The following is an 18,005-nucleotide window of genomic DNA, read 5'->3' on the forward strand; positions in this document are numbered from 1 at the left end:
GTGTAAGCCCGCCATCTTCCAGTGCTCTAACCAAGGAAAACGAAAGAAAAGGTGACAAAGAAAAGATGACAGATTTAATTATGTGAACCTGTCACCTTCAAATTTTCTAGCCAGGAACATCGAATCCTCGTTGCTCTATAACTCGAAATATATCACTCACGTCTTGCACCATGATCCTGGCAATGGTGGTCACAGTGTAGATGTCGTGTTCTGCATGGTCGGGGAGGCGGATGCAGGCCATCAGATCCAGGTATTTGAGAACGGCGTTAAGGCGCTCACTGGCACAAGCATGGAGGTCCCGCAGTGGGGCGTCAGCGTCGATGAGCAGGACGGGTCGATCGGTAGCGGGGTGGGACATGTTCGCGCAGTGGCGCATCAGTTTCTGTGTCGTCATGGTGTTAATCCTTTGTTGAGAAGAATTGCCACCGTTCTGCTGCGAAACAAAATGGGTGGCAGCTATGCGCGGGTTCGCAGACCGGAGGATTAACACCAAGACCCGGCAGACCCGAAAGTCTCCCACGCACAACCGCCGTAAAATTTGCGCAGCCGGGAGTCGGCCGTGCCAGACGGAACAGGTGTCAATCTTAAGGGCTGCGAAACCCTATCGCCAAATTCCTTCAGCGACAGACCCACTCTAGGTACCGATTCCCACCGTCGCAATCAGACTGTAGGACGTGAAATCACCACGTGTGGCCAGCGATTTTGCTCCCGGTTGGCGGCGCAATCGGCGTAAATCAATGGCTGCAGCGTGTCAGGGAAAAATGACTTGCCATGTTTCGGCCCACTTCGCAGCCCCATAAGAACCAGCTCCCTCACGACGCGAAGTGATTTCCTACGGCGTTTTCAGATCAAAAAATTCATCACACATCCCCGCCCCGGAACTTTCCTCAAAACCGATGTCAATTTGATGGCGTGTCGCGACGCTCATTCATCGGCTCAAGCAGTGCCAGGCTGGTTCCTGGTCAACCATGGAAGTGTGTGATGAGACTATTACTCGCAATGTTGTTGATGTTCAGCGGCTACAGCTTTGCCAGTTGCGGAAACATTGATGACCACGATCAGCGTGCCTATTGCAATGCAAGGGAGAGCGGCAGCAGTTGCGGCAACATCGATAATCACGACCTGCGGGCGGCGTGTAACGCGGAGCAGGGCGGCAGTTCCTGCGGCAACATTGACGACCATGACCAGCGCGCCTATTGCAATGCCAAAAAGAGCGGCAGCAGTTGCGGCAACATCGATGATCATGACCTGCGTGCGCGGTGCAACGCGGAGCAGGGTGGCAGTTCCTGCGGCAACATCGATGACCACGACCAGCGTGCCTACTGCAATGCCACCACGGGCGGCAGCAGTTGCGGGAATATCGACAATCATGATTTGCGTACGCGGTGTGAGGCCATGAAGCGCTGATCTGGTTTTGATTGCGTCACCCAGTGCCGGCTGTTTTCCGGCAAGCCCAAGGAAGTGTGAGATGAAACTGATTCTTGCGATGTTGTTGCTGTTCAGCGGTTACGTTTCCGCCAGTTGCTCCAGCATCAGTGATCACGACAAACGCAGTTATTGCCAGGCCAGGGAGGAAGGCAGCAGCTGTTCTTCCATCGGCGACCACGATTTGCGTTCGGCCTGCGAAGCTGAGAAAGGCAGTTCGTGCTCAAGCATTGGCGATCATGACCAACGCGCTTATTGCGAAGCCAAAAAGGGCAGCAGTTGTTCCTCCATTGGCGATCACGACCTGCGCGCGGCCTGTGAAGCGGAGAAGGGCAGTTCATGTTCAAGCATTGGTGATCATGACCAGCGGGCGTTTTGTGAAGCGAAGAAGGGCAGTAGTTGTTCGTCAATTGGCGATCATGATCTGCGCAGTCAGTGTGAGGCCATGAAACGCTGAATCCACCCGCCATCTAGAACCAAAAGGGACACCCATCGGTGTCCCTTTTTCATGCGCGCTTGAACGCCGTTATTTCGCCTTCCAATGCCCACCCCCGTTCTCGCAATCAATCCGCGCCTGCGCCAGATGCTCCACGTCGTAGTAATAGGTGGTCACTTGCGCGCTGTCCGGAATGTTCAGGGCCTTGGCGTTTTTGTCCTTGCTGGTGGAGTGCGGGTTGGCCAGTGATTCCTGAGTGAGGGTGGCGATACACGAGGCCTGATAGTGGTCGGCGCAGTGTTCGACCTTGGTTTTGCTGCTGTTGAGCATGTCCTTGCTTTCGTTGCTGCATGACCAGTCGACGGCGTTGACCGGCATGCCTTCGTATTCGTAGCAGCTGTGCGTCTCGACGGCGGGCACCGAGGGGCTGGAGGAGCGGGTCTTGACGTCGCAGCCCTCGGCCATGACGCAGGAGGGGATGAAGCTGAAGGTGGCGATCAGGAGCAACAGTCGGATGTTCATCGCGGAACTCTCCCATGGCCCCGTGTTTGATCGTGAGCGGGGCGCTTATGGTTTCGAGATTGGGCGGGCTCGGGAGGTTCCATCAGGATTTTGATTTGCGCCGGGCGCACAGAGTGAGAAACAATCGGACACACCTAGCACCCAAGGATTGGAACAGTGCACATGATTCAAATCGGCAGCCGCAACAACGCCCCCACGCCGCAGCACAAAACCCAGGACATCTACATCTTCAGCATCGACCTGTCCCGCCCGGCAACCCCGTTCTGCTTCGAGCAATCGATTGGCGGCGGGCATGTCGAGCAGGGTGGTGCGCGGTGGTTGGCGCTGGATGAGCTGGATGGCTGGCCCGGCGAATGGCGTGAGCATCTGAAGAAGGCCGGATGCGCCTGGGTGGTCGAGTTGCTGGATGCTCATCCGAGGAAGAGTCAGGCTGATCTGGTCTCGCTGATTCTCCAGCGCTACGCCGAGCCGGCGCAGCCAGCCGGGCGATTGCAGGCGATCGGGCGCTGGTTCAAGCGCCACTTCTATATTGGCGGCCGGTACGGCGTCTGACCCGAGGAAACCCTATGACTCAGACACTGGAACGCGCCATCGCGATTGCCGCCACGGCCCACGCGGGGCAGTTGGACAAGGGCGGCGCGCCGTACATTTTGCATCCGCTTAAAGTCATGCTGCGCATGAACAGCCTGGAAGAGCGCATCGTTGCGGTGCTGCACGATGTGGTCGAGGACTGCGGCATCAGCCTGGAGGATTTGCGCAAGGAAGGCTTCAGCGAATCCGTTTTGTCCGCCATCGAATCGGTGACCAAAGTGCCCGGCGAATCCTACGAAGACTTCGTCGAGCGGGCGGCGCAGAACCCGATCGGGCGGGTGGTGAAACTGGCGGATCTGGAAGAAAACAGCGACCTGTCGCGGATTGCCTCGCCGAGCTGGGAGGATCTGGAGCGGATCGAAAAATATCGGCGGGCGATTGGACGGCTGCGCGCCTGACCTAACTGAAAAGCACCTTGAATAGCCAGGAAGGCGACCATGAAATCCATTCTGTGTTTGGCGATTGCTGCCGGCTTCGGCGCACTGTTGCAATTCGAAGGCGTGCCCCACGGTTTGCTGTTGGGCTCGATCCTTGTCACCGCGCTTGTAGTCACCAGATTCGGCATCGTGCCGGCAACGCCTTATGGCCTGGGCTACATTCAGGTCACGCTGGGCATCGCTACCGGGTTGATGTTTGAAGCGTGGGACAGTGCGACCGTCTCGACGATGTTGCCGAGCCTCGGCGTGTTGCTGTTGTGCCTGGCAGTGCAAGTGGCGCTGGCCGCGTGGTGGCTGTCGCGCGGTGCGGGGTGGAATCGCACGGATGCCTTGCTGGCGGTGTATCCGGGGGCGCTGGCGGCGGTGTTCGATTTGCTGGAATCGCATCAGGCGTCGAGCAAGGTGATCATCGTGCACTTGATGCGCCTGCTGCTGATCACGGTGCTGGTGAGTTTGCTGATTCCCGGAATGGCGCCGGTTGCCGTGACCGAAGTTGATCCCCTGTCCACGGGCATGGCGCTGACCGTGCTGTCGGTGATCGGTTTGAGCGTCGTGGTCGGGCGTTTGCTGCTGGCCGTTGGCGTGCCGGCGCCGTTCATGCTGACAGCAATCATCATCACCGCTGTGTTCGTGAAATCAGGATGGCTGCAGGGCTTTCACATGCCGGACTGGAGTTTGAATCTGGCGGCGCTGATTCTCGGAGTACGGATCGGCTCGCGATTCCAGGGATTGGGCCTCGCGGAACTGGGACGTCATGGTCGCACGGCATTGGTGTCGGTGGGTTTGATGATTTTGGTCGCGGCGATTTTTGCATTGGCAGCGGCACGGTTGCTGGGCAGCGATGCGTTGTCGCTGTGGCTCGCCTACATGCCGGGGGCAATCGAAACCATCGCGATTGTCGCGTTCGCCGGCGGGCTGAATGTGGTGTTTATCCTCACTCACCATCTGGCGCGAATGGTGGTGTTGCACTTTGCACCGGCGTTGCTGGTACAGGTTCGGCGGGTGCGGGAGGGCGTCTGACCGGGACTTCGATAGCCACCTTCAGGGTTCAACATCCGTCGGCATACATCAGCGCTAACTGTTCAATCCACTCGGTAGGGGCTTGAAATCTTGCAAAGTACGCTTGTTTCTCAACGTCACCGAGTCGGATGAAATACGGAAGAAAGTAGTTGTCGTTATAGAAACCCTGCGTGCCCTGCATATTGCCGCCCCACCACGACGCGGGGTAACCGTCGAAGGCAATCCAGGGCGGAGGCACGCAAAAGGTCTGATTTCCAAGGCTACTCAGAAACTCGACGCTGTTGGTCAAGATACGAATGTTCAGCGCGTTGAACTCGGTGGTGGAGGGGAAGTAAATCAACAGCTCCTGTTTCGTGACATCTTCGTATTCAAAAACGGTCAGGTCTTTGAATCTGCGCTCGTCGATCTTTTGGAAATGTGATTCCACCAGTCGCTGAAACTTGCAAAGGTCATCGGCGACCATCAGAAGGGAGATGTAATAAGCATTGATCCCGGACGCTGCTACAGATACCACCGCCGATAGTTTCGGCAGGCTGGCGCTTGGTAACGGTGAGGCGAATCGGGTCTTGAGTGCTTGCTCGCTGTAACTGGCAAAAAGCTTTCGGCTCGCGGGTTTCACGAAAGCCATGATTCGGCTGAGTAGATTCATCGGGATGGGGGACACAAAGATATTGGCGTGCCGGGATGGTACCCAACAAGCGGGGTGTGAACCATTGATGCGTTCGCCCGGAGTTGTGAACCCCCGTGAACTACACTCCCAGATTACCCCGCCCCACAGGCAACCCCGCCGCGTCGGAGGTCATCATGTTCCGCCATTCACTTTTCATCGCAGCGTGCCTGTGCGCCACACAGGCCAGCGCTGAATCTGTCGTCCCGCTCAAGGGCCAGACCTCTCAACAAACCCAGATCGACATCAACGACTGCCATTCCATCGCGTCCACTTCAACCACGTCGACACCCCAGGCCGGCGGTCGGTTGAAGGGCGCCGCAGTGGGAGCCGCTGCCGGCGCCACCGCCGCCGAAGTGCGCGGCCGTCAACACGACGAGTTTTACGAAGCCGTGGATGATGACCGCAAGCAGGATTACCGCCAGAACCGAGCCAAAGAGACGGCAGCGGCGGGTGCGGTGGTTGGCGGTGCGCGGCAGCGGCAGGATCGGCGCGAGCAGCGGCGGACCGATGCTTCAGCCAGTTCAAGTGCCTACACCGGTTGCCTGCAGGGGCGGGGTTATCAGGTCACGCCCTGACGGCTTTCCCGGTGCGCGACGAGCAGGTGCATCATCAGGCCGCTGTAGAGCGTCACCAGAATGAACAACCCCATGCGCACCGCGAAGGCGGTGTAGACGTCTTTGCCCGCTGCACTGTCCTCCACCGACTGGCCGAGCAGGATGATCATGGTGATCAGGGTGTTGAGCCAGAACCCCGGCGTGAGTTGCGTCGGGTGCAGCCGATAGAGTTTGCGCGCCACGAACAGCCCGAACAGCAGCATCCACAGAAAGAACATCCACAGGTGCACGAACAGGCTCAACGCACACCAGAACAGCACCGCCAGCAGTCCGCCGAGCAAGGTCGAGCCGAGCAGTTCGCGCCCGGCGTGGTGGGTGCGGGTGGTGGTGCTTTGCTGGCCGAGGCTGACGGCTTTGAGGATGATCGGCAGGTAGCTGGCCGGGTCGATCAGCACCAGCAGGAAGGTCGGCAGCACGATCAATGTTGCGCGCATTGCTACGCGGGGCACGTCTTCGGCGGGCAGAGCGGGAGCGGGTGGTGGCGCGGGGCTGTTGGCCGGTTCCGGGAACAGGACGTGGCTCAGGCCGACGATGACGACGGCCAGCAACAGGCCTTTGACCAGCGCGCCGATCACCGCCATCGCCAGCTCGAATGAGGCGAAACCGGCGGCGGAGATCATGGTCATGCCGATCACCAGAAACGTCATGATTAGCACGTTGCCGCCGCGCAAGCCGTAGGTGAACACCAGAAACAGCCCAATAGCGATCAACAGCACGCCGCACACCGGGTAATACCGCAGCAACGGCACCAGCAACAGGCCGAGACTGGTGGTAAATGCGGCGACCAAGGTCAGTACCAGCGCCATTTTGACTGGCAACGGCCGAGGCATGCTGGCCAGCAGCAACACCGCGAGCACCGGCGACAGGAACGACAGCGGCAGAGCGAGGCCGTAACTGGCGGCGGTGCACAACGCCGTGCCGCACGCCAGGCGCAAGGCCCGTTGCGCCGGGACGCTGCGTTCAATAGGAGGCTCAGTAGGCATAGCTCAGCCAGCTCATCAGCCAGACAAACACCCGACCGAGCGGATTGAGCAGATTGCCTTCGCTGGGAAACGCCATGACTTCCGCCTGCCCGCCGGCGCGAATCGAACGACTCTCGAACAGGCGCTTTTTCGCCTCTTCGCTGAACTCGATGATCACCGGAAAACGCTGCGCCGGACGCAGCCAGTCGCGGCTGTTCTGGATCGTCGGCAGGGTGCCGGGCGGCGGCGTCTGGCCGACGCTGACGCCATAACCGACGCTGCGCACCCGGCCGTCGAGCACTTCGCCGGGCAGGGCGTCGAGGATGATCGACACCGGCGTGCCGGGCTTGATCCGGCCGAGGTTGTTCTCGGTGAGGTCGGCGCTGACCCACACGTCCTGGATCGTGATCAGCGTCATCACCGGACTGCCGACAGCGGCGAACTGGCCGACGTCGGTGCGCAGGTCGGTGATCAGGCCCGCCGAACGCGCGCCGATGCGGGTGTTGGCGAGATCCAGTTCGGCCTTGGCCAGCGTGGCGGCGGCGCTGAGCAGTTTGGCGTTGGTGTCGGTGTTGCCGCCTTCCTGCTCCTGCGCCCGCAGCACTTCGGCCCGGGCGGCGGCGACTTGGCTGACGGCAGCCTCGTGATTGGCCCGGGACACTTCCAGCAGCCGTACGGACACCGTGCCTGGGTCTTCTTTATACAAGCCTTCAAGCCGTCGATTGTCCTGGCGCGTTTTGAGTTCATTGGCTTGCGCCGCACGCAACGATGCCTGAGCCGACGCGATGCCGGCGGTGCTGGCGCCGACCGTGCGCCGGGTGTTTTCCAGATCGGCGCGGGCCCGGTCGACGGCGATCTGCAGCGGCTGCGGATCGAGCTCGAAGAGGATGTCGCCGGCCTGCACGTCCTGATTGTTGCGCACGTTGACCTTGTTCACCCGGCCCGCGACTTCCGCTGCCACCGGGATCACGAATGCGCCGACCCGCGCCTGTTGGGTGTAGGGCGTAAAACGGTCGGCCAGCAGATACCAGACCAAGCTCAGCACAATCACCAGCAGCACCCAGCGGATGCCTTTTTTCGCCGGATCCGGCGGCGCTTCATCACTCATGGCGGTCTACCTGCGAGGGAATCGGATAGGTCGGTTGGGGCGGCGGGGCGCTCAGCAGATCGCCCCAGTCGGTGCGTTGCTGCATCTGCTGCCGGGTCGCCGAATCAATCTGCGGCCCGGCGCTTTGCCAGCCGCCACCGACGGCACGGTACAAAGCAATGAGGTTGCTCACGGCGTTGCTGCGGCTGACGAGATAGTTGTCCTGTAGCTCCAGCAACGCACGCTGGGCATCGAGCACCCGCTGAAAGTCCGAATAGCCTTCGCGGTATTGGGTGTTGGCCAACACCAGCGAACGTCGCGCCGCGCCTTCGGCCTCGCCGAGAATGCGCTCGCGTTCCAGCGCCTTGGTCAGGCCGCTGGCGGCGTCGTCGGCTTCACGGGCAGCCTGGCGGACCTTGTCGCGATAGGCTTCGATCAGTTGCTGCAAGCGCGCATCCTGCACGCGGATGTTGTTGTGGATGCGACCGTAATCGAACAGGTTCCAGCGCAGGCTCGGGCCGCCGATCAGGTCGAGGCTGCGCGGGGTGGCGCCGAGGGTGTCGCTGGACCAGACGATGCTGCCGAGCAAGGTCAGCGAGGGATACAGATCGGTTTCAGCCACGCCGACCAGCGCCGATTGCGCGGCAACGTTCAGTTCCGCCGCGCGCACATCGGGACGGCGCAACAGCAGGTTGGCCGGGACGTCCTGCAACACGGCGCGATCCACCAACGGAATCAGCCCCGGTTGTTCAGCCAGGAACGCCGCACCACCGGGCGGCTGGCCGACCAGCACCGCCAGCGCATTGCGGGTGCGCAGCAACTGATCTTCGAACGCCGGAATGCTGCTCAGTGTGCCGAGGTATTGGGTTCTGGCCTGTTGCAGGTCGAGTTCGGCGGTCTGGCCGCTGCGAAAGAGTTTTTCGGTGATCTCGAAGTTGCGCTTTTGCTGGGCGGCGTTTTCCCGGGCGACCCGCAGCCGGGCTTCGGTGGTGCGCAGGGCAAAGTAGGTGTCGGCCACTTGAGCGCGCAGCAGCACGAGGGCGTCTTCGTAGTTGGCCTGGGCTGCGAAGTAGCTAGCGTCGGCGGATTCGATGGCGCGGCTGAAGCGACCCCAGAAATCCAGTTCCCAGCCGACATCGAACGCGGCGCTGTGCTGCCAGAAGTGCAAGTCCTGCGGATTGCTGCCGCCGGACTGGTGGCGGTCGATGTACAGGCTGTCGGCGCTGGCCTGTTGCAGTTGCGGGTAGCGACCGCTGTCGGCGATGCCCAGTTGCGCACGGGCTTCGAGCACCCGCAGGCCGGCGATTTTCAGGCTGCTGTTGCGGGCTTCGGCGTCGCTGATCAAACGGTCGAGGATCGGGTCGGCAAACACCTGCCACCACTGGCGCAGATCCGGCACGGTGCCGCGTTCGCTGGCCTGCTCCAGTGCCGGGCTTTGCCACTGCTTGCTCCAGGCTTCGGCCGGTGGCTGGAAATCCGGGCCCAGCCGCAGGCAGCCGCCAAGGCTCAGCGCACCGAGCAGCAGCAGGTGGCCGGGACGGATCAGCAGGGCTGGCGTTGCAGGCATACCGGGAGGCCCCAGCGGGAAATGTCACTGGAGCATAGACCGCAGATTGCGGGTTGTTCGAAGCAATCAGCTGCTACGCTTTTTCAGGCGAACGCCACCGAACCCCGCCCCGGATAAAAAGGTAGGAAACCATGGACACTGCTCAAGAACCGCTTGCCCCCACCAGCGCCAGCTGGCGTTTCAAGGTTGGCGTGGCAATCATCTGCCTGATGCTCGGTTCATGGCTGATGGTGCCGATTGCCGCCGCCCTCGACGTGCCGGGCTCGAAAGTCGCGGCGCTGACCGGGGTGCTGTTCATCAGCAATAAAGTGCTGTTGCTGCTGGTGATCGCGGTGATGGGCAAGGCCGGGTTCGCCGAACTCAAGCGCACGATCGGCCACTATATTTCCGGCGTGATTCCGACCCCGGTGGCCGAAGTCAGCCCGATGCGCCACAAGATCGGCGTGGTGATGTTCTGCCTGCCGCTGCTGTCGTCCTTCCTGGAACCGTATTTCGACAACTTCTTCCCGGGCGTACGGCCCAACCTCTGGCAGATGCAGGCGCTGGGCGACTTGATGTTCATCGGCAGCTTTTTCGTGCTGGGCGGCAATTTCTGGGACAAGGTGCATGCGTTGTTCGTGCGCAAGGCGCGGGTGGTTGCGGAATGACCGCCAACTGAGCACTGACTTCGATCAGGCGTGCCCGAGCGCAATGGCAAACGATACGACGACCATGCAGGCAAAAGCGAAATTGAGGTTCATGGGAGTGTTCATCCTGGTCCTTTTGAAAGTGGGGCCATTCTGCCGGGGTGTGGTCAAAAGAAAAAATTCGGCTTCGTGATTCCAATGATCGAAGCCATTGATACCTGCGTTGTGTTTACCGACCGGCTTGGCTAATCTCGCCAAACCTGCAACGACAAGCACAAACAGGCAAAACCATGCATGATCATTCCGCATCCGAGCTTCCCTCCCTGCGCCGGCAGAAAATCCTTCTGATCCTCGAACGTGACGGCAAGGTCATGGCGTCCGAGTTGAGCCAGCATTTTGCGGTGTCGGAAGACACCATCCGCCGCGATCTGGCCGAGCTGGACAGCGCCGGACTGGTGCAGCGTGTGCACGGCGGCGCGCTGCCGAGGCCCAAGGACACTGGCAAGGATTACTTCACCCGGCTGGATGAAATCGACGAGGTGAAAATCCGCCTGGCGCAGTTGGCGGCGCAGCAGGTCAGGAACGGGCAGACGGTGATGTTCGACTCCGGTTCCACCTCGTTGCAGGTGGCGCGGTCGTTGCCCAGGGATATCAGCCTCACGGCGGTCACGGCCTCACCGATGACGGCGATTGCGTTGTCCGAATACCCGGGCATCAAGGTGATTCTGGCGGGCGGGCAGTTGAATCCGAAAACCATGTCGGCTGGCGGTCACGAGGCGCTGCGGCTGCTGTCGGGGATCAAGGCGGATCTGGCGATCACCGGGGTTTGCGCGATTCATCCGGAGGTTGGCATCACCTCGCTGCATTTCGATGAGGTGCCGGTCAAGCAGGCGCTGCTCGACTGTGCGGCGCGGGTGATTGCCGTGACCACGGCGGACAAGCTCGGCGCGGTGGAGCCGTTTGTGGTGGCGCCGTGCGAGCGCTTGCACACGCTGATCACCGAGCGGCATGTGGCGTCGGGGAGTGTCGAGGATTATCGGCGGTTGGGGATTGAGGTGGAGCAGTTGCCCGACTGAGGTTTTGTGGCAAAAAAAGGCCCCATCACTGGCGATGGGGCCTGTTCGATCAGCGCAGTTTTTCCAGCATCTGGTAGTACCACATGCCCGCCGCCAGCATCGGATTCCCCAGCAGATCGCCCATTGGCACGCGAATGTGCGTGCACGCGGCAAACGTGTCGAACTGCTGCATCTGCCCGGTGATCGCGCGGCTCATGATCTCGCCCATGATGTGGGTCGTGGCGATGCCGTGGCCGGAGTAGCCCTGGCAATACCAGACGTTGCCCGAAAGCTTGCCCAGTTGCGGGATGCGGTTGATGACGATGCCCATCGCGCAGCTCCACTGGTAATCGATCTTCACCCCTTTGAGCGCCGGGAAGGTCTGTTCGATGCACGGCCGCAGTTCGCCGGCGATGTCCCGTGAATCCTTGCCGCTGTAGTTGGCGCCGCCGCCGAACAGCAGGCGGCCGTCGGCGGTGAGGCGGTAGTAATCGAGGACGAAGCGGCAGTCGTAAACGGCGAGGTCTTCAGGGTTGATCTGTTTTGCCAGATCGCCCAGCGGTTCGGTGGTGACGATGCCGCCCATGGCCGGGAAGATTTTGCCCTTGAGTTGGCCTGGTTCGAGTTTGTGATAGACGTCGCCTGCCAGTAGCACCTGATTGGCGTCGATCTGGCCGTGTGCGGTGCGTACGCCAGGGCTGTCGCCGTGAATGATCTCCAGCACTTCACTGTTTTCGAAGATCAGCGCGCCGAGGCTTTCCGCCGCCCGCGCCTCGCCGATGCACAGGTTGAGCGGGTGCAAATGCATGTTGCGGGTGTTCTTGATTGCGCCGTGGTAGAGATCGCTTTGCAACAGGTCGCGCACCTGGCTGCGGTCGAGCAGGCTGACTTCATCACCCATGCCGCGACGCACGGCTTCGTCGTAGTCGCTGCGCAAACCGGCCATGTGGCTCGGCTTGTACGCGGCGTGCAAGTGGCCGTGCTTGAGGTCGCAATCGATGGCGTATTTCTCGACCCGCTGCTTGATGATTTCGTGGCCGCGCCAGCGCAGGTGCCAGATGAAATCATCGACCTCATCGCCCAAGGTGTTGCGCATCTGTTTGCGCATCGCACCGTCGCCGGACAGGCTGCCGGTGACCTGCCCACCATTGCGCCCGGTGGCGCCCCAGCCGATCTTGTGGCTTTCGACGATGGCGACTTTCAGGCCTTTTTCGGCCAACTCGACGGCGGTGGCGACGCCGGTAAAACCGCCGCCGATGATCACCACATCGACCTTGTGCCGGCCTTGCAGGGTCGGGTAGTCGGTGTCGCGGTTGAGGGTCGCGGTGTAGTAGGAATTGCTGCGTTCAGTCATTTCAGTATCCAAGGCAAAAAGAGGAAAAAAGGATCAGGCTTCGGTCAGGTACCAGCGCCAGTCCTGCTCACCCACTTCGGCCATGAACTGCCGGTATTCCGCGCGTTTTACCGCCAGATACACCCCGAGAAATTCCTGCCCCAGCGCGTCCCGTGCCCACACCGAATTTTCCAGTGCCGTGAGCGAGGTCAGCCAGTCGGTCGGCAGCAATTCTTTTGCCTGCGCATAGCCGTTGCCTTCCACCGGCTCACCCGGATCGATGTCTTCTTTTATCCCGCGATGAATGCCCGCCATGATCGCCGCCGCTGCCAGATACGGGTTGGCATCGGCGCCGCAGATGCGGTGTTCGATGTGTCGGGTGTTGGCCGGGCCGCCCGGAACGCGCAGGCTGACGGTGCGGTTGTCGACGCCCCAGGTCGGTGCCAGAGGCGCGTAGCTGTTGGCCTGAAAACGCCGGTAGGAGTTGGCGTTCGGGCAGAACAGCAGCAGCGAATCGAGCAACGAGGCGAGCATCCCGCCAATCGCCGTGCGCAGCAGCGGGGTGCCTGCCGGATCTTCGGAGGCAAACAGATTGCGCCCCTCGGCATCGGCGAGACTGACGTGCATGTGCATGCCGGTGCCAGCCAGGTGATCGAACGGCTTGGCCATGAACGTCGCCTGCATCCCGTGCTTGTGCGCCACGGCTTTGACCAGCCGTTTGTAGCGCACGGCCTGGTCCATCGCCTCCAGCGCATCGCCGTGCTCGAGGGTGATTTCCACCTGGCCCGGCGCGTATTCCGAGATCGCCGTGCGCGCCGGAATGCCGTGCAGCTTGCAGGCGCTGTAGAGGTCGGCGAGGAACGGTTCGATCTGCTCCAGCTCACGCAAACCGTAGACCTGCGTGTGCCTCGGTCGACCACCGTCGGCATCCAGCGCCGGTTGCGGGCGACCGTTGTGATCGCGTTTGGCGTCGAGCAGATAGAACTCCAGCTCGCAGGCCATGACCGGGTGGTAACCCTCGGCTTTCAAGCGGTCGATGACCTTGATCAACAGGTGACGCGGGTCGGCAATGCTCGCCGGCATGCCTTGTTCCGGGTGCATGCTGACCTGCACCGCCGCAGTCGGAATCTGCCGCCACGGCAGGCGCACCAGACTGCCTTCCAGCGGATAGGCGCGGCAGTCGATGTCGCCGACGTCCCACACCAGACCAGAGTTTTCCACGTCTTCGCCGTGCACGGTCAGGCCGAGAATGGTGCTTGGCAGCGGGCGTCCGCTTTCGTACACGGCGAGCAGTTCTTCGCGGTGCAACAGCTTGCCGCGCGGCACGCCGTTGGCGTCGAGGATGAACAGCTCGATCATGTCGATGTCGGGGTTCTGCTCGAGAAAGCTACGGGCGTCTTCAATGGCTGCGAACTTCATAATCAATCACTCACGATGGCGCCGCACAGGCGCGCAGATTCGGGCCGGACGCAGCTCGGCAAAAGGCGCGGGCGTCCTGGCAGGGATATCGAAAAAAGAGGGGGAGCTGTCGCGATTTTTTACCGGCGCGATCAGACGGGCAGGCAGATATCCGGCGGGCGTGCGGAGTGACGCAGCTTGGAACGGCTCAGGGCCATGGGGAGATTGACGATGCGATTCATGCGCGGCCCCTGTGAAGGAGGGCGCACAGTGCAGAGACGTTCAACGATTCTGATTGTTGGAGTGACGTGCTCATGACGCGTGTTTCCGTTGGCGGAAAACGTCGGCGGCGGGAGTGTCCCGCCATGCCGGTGTGGCTGGATAGTAAGGGGGAATCCCCGGATAAGTAAACGCCTGATTCCGCGAGCGGTGGCGTGCACCCCGGTTCAGCGCAGCAGGTAAAACCCCAGCCCGACGAGGGCGCAAACGATCAACACCTCGATCACGCCGCGCTTGAAAAAGAACAGGGCGACGGCGGCAGCCAGGGCCAGCAGGATCGAGAAAACGTCCGGTTGCCCGGCGAATCCATTGGGCCAGAACACGTGCCAGGCAAAGAAACACGCCAGATTGAGGATCACCCCGACCACCGCTGCGGTGATCGCGGTCAGTGGCGCAGTGAATTTCAGTTCGTTGTGCGTCGACTCCACCAACGGCCCGCCGGCGAGGATGAACAGGAACGAGGGCAGGAAGGTGAACCAGGTCACCAGCGTCGCGGCCAGCGCGCCGGCGGCGAACGCGTGTTCCGGGCCGAACGTCGGTTGCACGTAAGCGCCGACGAACCCGACAAACGCCACCACCATGATCAGCGGCCCCGGCGTGGTTTCGCCCAGGGCCAGGCCGTCGATCATCTGCGTCGGCGTCAGCCAGCCGTAATGCCCGACCGCGCCTTGATACACGTAAGGCAGCACAGCGTAAGCGCCGCCGAAGGTGAGAAGCGCCGCTTTGGTGAAAAACCAGCCCATCTGCGTGAAGGTGCCGTCCCAGCCGAACAACGCGGTCAGCAACGCCATCGGCAGGCACCACAGCAACGCACCGATCAGCGCCAGACGCAGCAGCCTCGGCAATCGGAACCGCGCATGCTCGGGCGGCGGTGTGTCGTCATCGATCAGCGCCGGGCCGAAGGATTTTTCGCCGCCGCGATGGCCGCCGTTGCTGAAGCGCTGCGGCGCCCAGCGTCCGCCGAAATAGCCGATCAATGCCGCGCCTAGCACGATCAGCGGGAACGGTACGTTGAAGGCAAATATCGCCACGAACGCCGCCCCGGCGATCGCCCACAGCCAGCTGTTCTTCAAGGCTCGGGAGCCGATGCGATGGGCCGCGTGCAGCACAATCGCGGTCACCGCCGGTTTGATTCCGTAAAACACTCCGGCCACCGCTGGCACGTCGCCGAACGCGATGTAGACCCACGACAGAGCGATCAGAATCAGCAGCGAAGGCAATACAAACAGCACTCCGGCCAATATGCCGCCAGGGGTTCGGTGCAGCAGCCAGCCGATGTAAGTCGCCAGTTGTTGGGCCTCGGGGCCTGGCAGCAACATGCAGTAGTTGAGCGCATGCAGGAAACGTCGCTCCGAGATCCAGCGCCGGCGCTCCACCAGTTCCTGATGCATGATCGCGATCTGCCCGGCGGGCCCGCCGAAGCCGATGCAGCCGAGTTTGAGCCAGAACGGCCAGGCCTGGCGCAGGGTGATGGGTTGAGGACGGGGCAAGTCTTTTGGCGTTTGGCTCAAGTGTGGCTCCCGAGTTGAGTTGTGGTGGAGCGGCTATCTAATCAGGCTTTTGTTAAGGAGTGGTATCGAGATTGCAGCCCTCACCCCAGCCCTCTCCCGGAGGGAGAGGGGGCCGACCGAGGTGTCTTGCGTCATACATCGACCTGAAGAATCGAGTCGATTATGGATTCAGCACACCGCCCTCAGACTGGCATCCGGATTCAACACTATGCGTTCAGTTCAGTATTCGGATTCGGCAAACTGCCCTCAGACTGGTATTCGGATTCAGTCCTATGCGTTCAGACCGGCATCCGGATTCAACGCTATAGGTTCAGGTCGGCGTAGTACTGCAATATCCCCGGGTCGGTTCCCTCTCCCTCTGGGAGAGGGCTAGGGTGAGGGCTTTCGGTCTTCAGGCATGCGCCAGACTCCAGCGAACCGCCGCATCCTGATCACTCTCCCGCGCCTCGACCCAATGCGAACCCTCCTGGGTAGTCTCACGCTTCCAGAACGGCGCACGCGTTTTCAGCACATCCATGATGAACGCACAGGCTTCAAACGCCGCATGCCGATGCTTGCTGCTGACGCCAACAAACACGATCGGCTCGGTCACCGACAATGCGCCGACCCGATGCACAATCTCCACCGCCATCAGCGGCCAACGCTCGCGGGCCTGTTCGGCAATATGCTCCAGAGCCTTCTCGGTCATGCCCGGATAATGCTCCAGAAACAGCTCGGTCACCGACTGCCCGACGTTCAGATCCCGTACATAACCAATGAAATTCACCACCGCGCCCACCCGTGGATTGCGCGCATGCAGGTCGGCAATCAACTGACCGGCATCGAAGCCTTTACGCTGGACTCGAACACCCATGCCTCAACCCCCCGTGACGGGCGGGAAAAACGCGATCTCGTCGAAATCCTCGATCGTCTGATCCGGCTGACACAGCTCCTGATTCACCGCGCACATCAGGTTGCCGGCGCCGAGCACTTCACGCCACACATCGCCACGTTGCATCAGCATCTGCCGCACGTCTTCAACACAAGCGAGGGTGTCGCTGGCCGGAATCTTTTCACCGCCCAGATTGAGCCGGTCACGGTAGCTGGCGAAGTAGTTGATCAGAATCATTGCGGATTCTCCCATTGAAAGTGGCCGGAGCGGCCGCCCTGTTTGCTCAGCAGGCGGATGTCGCCGATCACCATCGCCCGGTCCACCGCCTTGCACATGTCGTAGATAGTCAGCGCGGCGACGCTGGCGGCGGTCAGGGCTTCGAGTTCGACGCCGGTCTGGCCGGTGAGGCGGCAGGTGCTGGTGATCTGCACGCGGTCCGGCTCGCAGGCCTCGAGCTCGACGTGGATCGAACTGAGCAGCAGCGCATGACACAGCGGAATCAACTCGTGGGTGCGCTTGGCGGCCTGAATCCCGGCGATCCGCGCCACGGCGAACACATCGCCCTTGGGGTGGCCGTTGGACTGGATCATTTGCAGGGTTTCCGGGCGCATCTGCACCCAGGCCTGGGCGGTGGCTTCACGGCGGGTCGCGGTTTTGTCGCTGACGTCAACCATGTTGGCGCGGCCCTGATCGTCGAGGTGGGTGAGGGTGTTGCTCATGGGGTTTGCTCCTGGATCGGGCTGTAGATTCGCGGGGCATTGCGGTGCGGGACGTGGATCAGGTTCAGGCGGTGCTTGAGCGCCCAGCGCACGGTCAGCGCGGTGGGGGCGGACAGGCTGACGAGGGTGCCGAGGCGGGCGCGCACGGCTTTGTGGATCAGTTCGAGGCTGCAACGGCTGGTGACCACGACGAAACCCTGACGCGCATCGAGGCCTTCGAACTGCAGTGCGCCGATCAGCTTGTCGAGGGCGTTGTGGCGGCCGATGTCTTCGCGGCACAGCAGTGCTTCGCCGTCGGCGTCGAAGTACAACGCCGCGTGCAGGGCGCCGCTGCTGCGGGCCAGTTGCTGGGCCTGTTCGATGCGCTGGCGGATACCTTCGAAATGCGCGGCGGGTGGCAGCGGCGTCGGGGTCAGGATCTCCAGTTGCGGCAGCGCCTGCTCAAGGGCTTCCACGCCGCAGAGGCCGCAACCGCTGGTGCCCGCCATCTGCCGCCGGTGATCTTTCAGAGCCCAGAACGCACGGCTGGAAATCTGCACGTCGGCTTGGCAGGCCTGGTCGAAATGGGTCAGGCGGATGTCGTGGATATCGTCGAGGCGGTCGACGATGGCGTTGCTCAGGCTGAAGCCGCGAATGAAGTCCTCGATGTTGCCTGGCGAGACCATCATCACGGCTTGATTCAGTCCGTTGTAGCTGATGGCCAGGGCGATTTCCGCCGCCAGCTTCGCGTGGGACACCGGCGCGTCGTCGAGGTATTCGCGGTAGGCCACTTGCGCCGGTTGTGGCGCGGGGGCGTTGGCGTCGCCCGGTTCGATGAGTTGTTCAACTTGGCACAGCATCCTGAAAATCCCCGAAGCGCTGAAGTGGGTTCAGGCTACGGGG

22 protein-coding genes are annotated in these 18,005 nt (G+C 61.7%); 9 read left to right on the plus strand and 13 right to left on the minus strand.

Annotated features, from left to right (window positions below; all coding sequences use genetic code 11):
- Window positions 1-106: 106 nt before the first annotated feature.
- Window positions 107-394 (minus strand): fructose-bisphosphate aldolase, encoded by a 288-nt coding sequence (locus tag ABFB52_RS12085; RefSeq protein ID WP_102687371.1) that lies wholly within the window; start codon window positions 392-394, stop codon window positions 107-109.
- A gap of 587 nt (window positions 395-981) precedes the next feature.
- On the opposite strand from ABFB52_RS12085, the gene ABFB52_RS12090 reads away from it, so the two are divergent.
- Window positions 982-1,407 (plus strand): hypothetical protein, encoded by a 426-nt coding sequence (locus ABFB52_RS12090; RefSeq protein ID WP_039770908.1) that lies wholly within the window; start codon window positions 982-984, stop codon window positions 1,405-1,407.
- Between the two features lie 61 nt (window positions 1,408-1,468).
- Window positions 1,469-1,882, plus strand: coding sequence for a hypothetical protein (locus tag ABFB52_RS12095; protein WP_064595408.1), 414 nt, complete (start codon window positions 1,469-1,471; stop codon window positions 1,880-1,882).
- A gap of 69 nt (window positions 1,883-1,951) precedes the next feature.
- Here the strand turns inward: ABFB52_RS12095 and ABFB52_RS12100 are convergent, their stop codons facing one another.
- Window positions 1,952-2,383: a hypothetical protein gene (locus ABFB52_RS12100; protein ID WP_129973884.1), complete on the minus strand. Its 432-nt coding sequence runs from the start codon at window positions 2,381-2,383 to the stop codon at window positions 1,952-1,954.
- A 162-nt stretch (window positions 2,384-2,545) separates the two neighbouring features.
- Here ABFB52_RS12100 and ABFB52_RS12105 point away from each other — a divergent pair, with 162 nt between their 5' ends.
- From ABFB52_RS12105 to ABFB52_RS12115, 3 genes are read left to right on the plus strand one after another with little or no spacing between them, the layout of a single operon-like run.
- Window positions 2,546-2,935, plus strand: a complete 390-nt coding sequence (locus ABFB52_RS12105; RefSeq protein WP_129973892.1) for a hypothetical protein — start codon at window positions 2,546-2,548, stop codon at window positions 2,933-2,935.
- Window positions 2,936-2,949: 14 nt separating this feature from the next.
- Window positions 2,950-3,372, plus strand: coding sequence for an HD domain-containing protein (locus tag ABFB52_RS12110; protein ID WP_129973883.1), 423 nt, complete (start codon window positions 2,950-2,952; stop codon window positions 3,370-3,372).
- Between the two features lie 39 nt (window positions 3,373-3,411).
- Complete coding sequence (locus ABFB52_RS12115; RefSeq protein ID WP_129973882.1) at window positions 3,412-4,431, plus strand: AbrB family transcriptional regulator; 1,020 nt, start codon at window positions 3,412-3,414, stop codon at window positions 4,429-4,431.
- A gap of 28 nt (window positions 4,432-4,459) precedes the next feature.
- Here ABFB52_RS12115 and ABFB52_RS12120 read toward each other — a convergent pair whose 3' ends face one another.
- A complete protein-coding gene (locus ABFB52_RS12120; RefSeq protein WP_256656685.1) occupies window positions 4,460-5,059 on the minus strand; it encodes a hypothetical protein in 600 nt (199 codons plus the stop codon).
- Between the two features lie 176 nt (window positions 5,060-5,235).
- On the opposite strand from ABFB52_RS12120, the gene ABFB52_RS12125 reads away from it, so the two are divergent.
- Entirely contained in the window at window positions 5,236-5,676 is a 441-nt protein-coding gene (locus tag ABFB52_RS12125; protein ID WP_007957067.1) for a YMGG-like glycine zipper-containing protein, read from the plus strand.
- Here the strand turns inward: ABFB52_RS12125 and ABFB52_RS12130 are convergent.
- The 3 genes from ABFB52_RS12130 to ABFB52_RS12140 are packed head-to-tail and all read right to left on the minus strand — an operon-like array spanning window position 5,661 to window position 9,331.
- Window positions 5,661-6,698, minus strand: a complete 1,038-nt coding sequence (locus ABFB52_RS12130) for a DUF2955 domain-containing protein (RefSeq protein WP_129973881.1) — start codon at window positions 6,696-6,698, stop codon at window positions 5,661-5,663. The two genes, ABFB52_RS12125 and ABFB52_RS12130, sit on opposite strands and share 16 nt — an antisense overlap.
- Complete coding sequence (locus ABFB52_RS12135; RefSeq protein WP_085748292.1) at window positions 6,688-7,785, minus strand: HlyD family secretion protein; 1,098 nt, start codon at window positions 7,783-7,785, stop codon at window positions 6,688-6,690. Before ABFB52_RS12135 ends, ABFB52_RS12130 begins: the two co-directional genes overlap by 11 nt.
- Window positions 7,778-9,331 carry a TolC family protein gene (locus ABFB52_RS12140; RefSeq protein WP_129973880.1) on the minus strand — a complete coding sequence of 518 codons (1,554 nt, stop codon included), beginning with the start codon at window positions 9,329-9,331 and terminating at the stop codon, window positions 7,778-7,780. The genes ABFB52_RS12135 and ABFB52_RS12140 overlap by 8 nt, the downstream gene beginning before the upstream one ends.
- A 131-nt stretch (window positions 9,332-9,462) precedes the next feature.
- On the opposite strand from ABFB52_RS12140, the gene ABFB52_RS12145 reads away from it, so the two are divergent.
- Genes ABFB52_RS12145 through ABFB52_RS12155 form a run of 3 tightly spaced genes read left to right on the plus strand, consistent with a single transcriptional unit; the run spans window position 9,463 to window position 11,033 of the window.
- Window positions 9,463-9,978 (plus strand): transporter suffix domain-containing protein, encoded by a 516-nt coding sequence (locus ABFB52_RS12145; RefSeq protein ID WP_129973879.1) that lies wholly within the window; start codon window positions 9,463-9,465, stop codon window positions 9,976-9,978.
- 30 nt (window positions 9,979-10,008) lie between these two features.
- A complete protein-coding gene (locus ABFB52_RS12150) occupies window positions 10,009-10,206 on the plus strand; it encodes a hypothetical protein (protein WP_129973878.1) in 198 nt (65 codons plus the stop codon).
- Between the two features lie 41 nt (window positions 10,207-10,247).
- The gene (locus ABFB52_RS12155) at window positions 10,248-11,033 is read left to right on the plus strand and encodes a DeoR/GlpR family DNA-binding transcription regulator (RefSeq protein WP_129973877.1); all 786 of its coding nucleotides are present in this window, start codon (window positions 10,248-10,250) and stop codon (window positions 11,031-11,033) included.
- 49 nt (window positions 11,034-11,082) lie between these two features.
- Here the strand turns inward: ABFB52_RS12155 and ABFB52_RS12160 are convergent, their stop codons facing one another.
- The 7 genes from ABFB52_RS12160 to fdhD form a co-directional block, all read right to left on the minus strand.
- Complete coding sequence (locus ABFB52_RS12160; RefSeq protein ID WP_129973876.1) at window positions 11,083-12,366, minus strand: FAD-binding oxidoreductase; 1,284 nt, start codon at window positions 12,364-12,366, stop codon at window positions 11,083-11,085.
- 33 nt (window positions 12,367-12,399) lie between these two features.
- Window positions 12,400-13,764, minus strand: a complete 1,365-nt coding sequence (locus ABFB52_RS12165) for a glutamine synthetase family protein (protein ID WP_129973875.1) — start codon at window positions 13,762-13,764, stop codon at window positions 12,400-12,402.
- Between the two features lie 425 nt (window positions 13,765-14,189).
- Window positions 14,190-15,533 (minus strand): chromate efflux transporter, encoded by a 1,344-nt coding sequence (gene chrA / locus ABFB52_RS12170; RefSeq protein WP_129973874.1) that lies wholly within the window; start codon window positions 15,531-15,533, stop codon window positions 14,190-14,192.
- 391 nt (window positions 15,534-15,924) lie between these two features.
- Entirely contained in the window at window positions 15,925-16,386 is a 462-nt protein-coding gene (gene moaE, locus ABFB52_RS12175) for a molybdopterin synthase catalytic subunit MoaE (RefSeq protein WP_085748298.1), read from the minus strand.
- Between the two features lie 3 nt (window positions 16,387-16,389).
- On the minus strand, window positions 16,390-16,641 hold the full coding sequence (locus ABFB52_RS12180) for a MoaD/ThiS family protein (protein WP_074687836.1): 252 nt from the start codon (window positions 16,639-16,641) through the stop codon (window positions 16,390-16,392).
- A complete protein-coding gene (gene moaC / locus ABFB52_RS12185) occupies window positions 16,638-17,123 on the minus strand; it encodes a cyclic pyranopterin monophosphate synthase MoaC (protein WP_129973873.1) in 486 nt (161 codons plus the stop codon). The genes ABFB52_RS12180 and moaC overlap by 4 nt, the downstream gene beginning before the upstream one ends.
- Window positions 17,120-17,962: a formate dehydrogenase accessory sulfurtransferase FdhD gene (gene fdhD, locus ABFB52_RS12190; RefSeq protein ID WP_129973872.1), complete on the minus strand. Its 843-nt coding sequence runs from the start codon at window positions 17,960-17,962 to the stop codon at window positions 17,120-17,122. The genes moaC and fdhD overlap by 4 nt, the downstream gene beginning before the upstream one ends.
- Between the last annotated feature and the right edge of the window lie 43 nt (window positions 17,963-18,005).

It is taken from the genome of Pseudomonas sp. 9.2(2024), from assembly GCF_039695385.1.
In the GTDB taxonomy this organism is placed as follows: Bacteria; Pseudomonadota; Gammaproteobacteria; order Pseudomonadales; family Pseudomonadaceae; genus Aquipseudomonas; species Aquipseudomonas paraglycinae.